General features: G+C 62.1%; 2 pseudogenes. Both read left to right on the forward strand.

The annotated features are described in order from the left end of the window. Positions 1 to 171: 171 nt before the first annotated feature. Positions 172 to 510: pseudogene (locus tag AC1DN0_RS41105) on the forward strand (DUF3304 domain-containing protein); the annotation flags it as partial. Beyond that, positions 507 to 1,086: pseudogene (locus AC1DN0_RS41110) on the forward strand (hypothetical protein); the annotation flags it as partial. The pseudogenes AC1DN0_RS41105 and AC1DN0_RS41110, both read left to right, overlap by 4 nt.

Raw genomic sequence — 1,086 nt, forward strand, 5'->3', positions numbered from 1 at the left:
ATGCCCCCGACTCGTTGTTCATTCGCGCTCAAAAAAGCCAGGAGTAAACGCGAATCCGCACGAGTTTACAACCCCTCCCGCCCAAGTCCCATCAAATTCTGGTCGCACTGCGCCCGGTCAGGACGCTGGACTTTTGTATAAGGAGATGCGCTTGGCGGGGTCAACCACACCGGCAACTACATGGATGGGTTTTCCATCGATGGGCAATGGGGCGGCAATATGCGTGCCTACGGCAGCACCTCGGGAACGTGTTGCGTGGGCGTACCGCGAGTCTACCGTCCCGGGCTGCAGGTGACCGTCGAGTGGAAGGCCCGTGACGGGGCCAAGATCCTCTATGGGAGCAAGGTGGTCGAGGTCGAGCCCTACACCAAGGCAGGCACCATCTATGCCCACATCTATCCGAACGACGTGGTCCGCGTGGTCGTGTCGGCGCGCTACGACTCACATAGCCTCAACCACCCCATTYCCTATCYGGTTAATCCAAACAAATCGAAGGAGCCCCAACAATGAAGCGCTATATCGCTGCCCCCGACCGCACGCTCCCGCCGGATCCGGCCGAATGCTGCAGCCTGACGCCGCGCGAGGTTTTCCGCGTGTTGGGGACCAAGCCCGCCTGCACGTTCGTGCGCCAGCCGGTTTGCCAGATCCTGGTCAACGTGGGGCTGTTCTTCGACGGCACCAACAACAACATGGAGCGGGACTACAAAAAACCGGAACCCGCCAAGCGCTTTCATAGCAATATCGTTCGCCTGCACAATGCCTATCCTGCTGAAGAGGGAAATACGCCGGGGGAGGGCGAGTACTTTTACCGCGTCTACCTGCCAGGCGTGGGCACCCCCTTTCCGCAAATTGGCGAGATGGGCGAAAGCACCTACGGGCGGGCCTTCGCCGCCGGCGGGCAGGCCCGCATCCTGTGGGGCCTGATGCAGATCTACAACGCCGTGCACCGGGCGGCCTTTGGCGGCGAGTCCATGATGGACGATGACGAGATCGCCGCGAAGATCAAGGACTACGAGCGCCGCGTCGACCACCAGCAGCGGCCCGACCCGGAGGACCCGCCGCGCAAGCGCAAGGACTGGTTCGCGC

The sequence above is a fragment of the Cupriavidus sp. 05N39 genome (genome assembly GCF_056397325.1).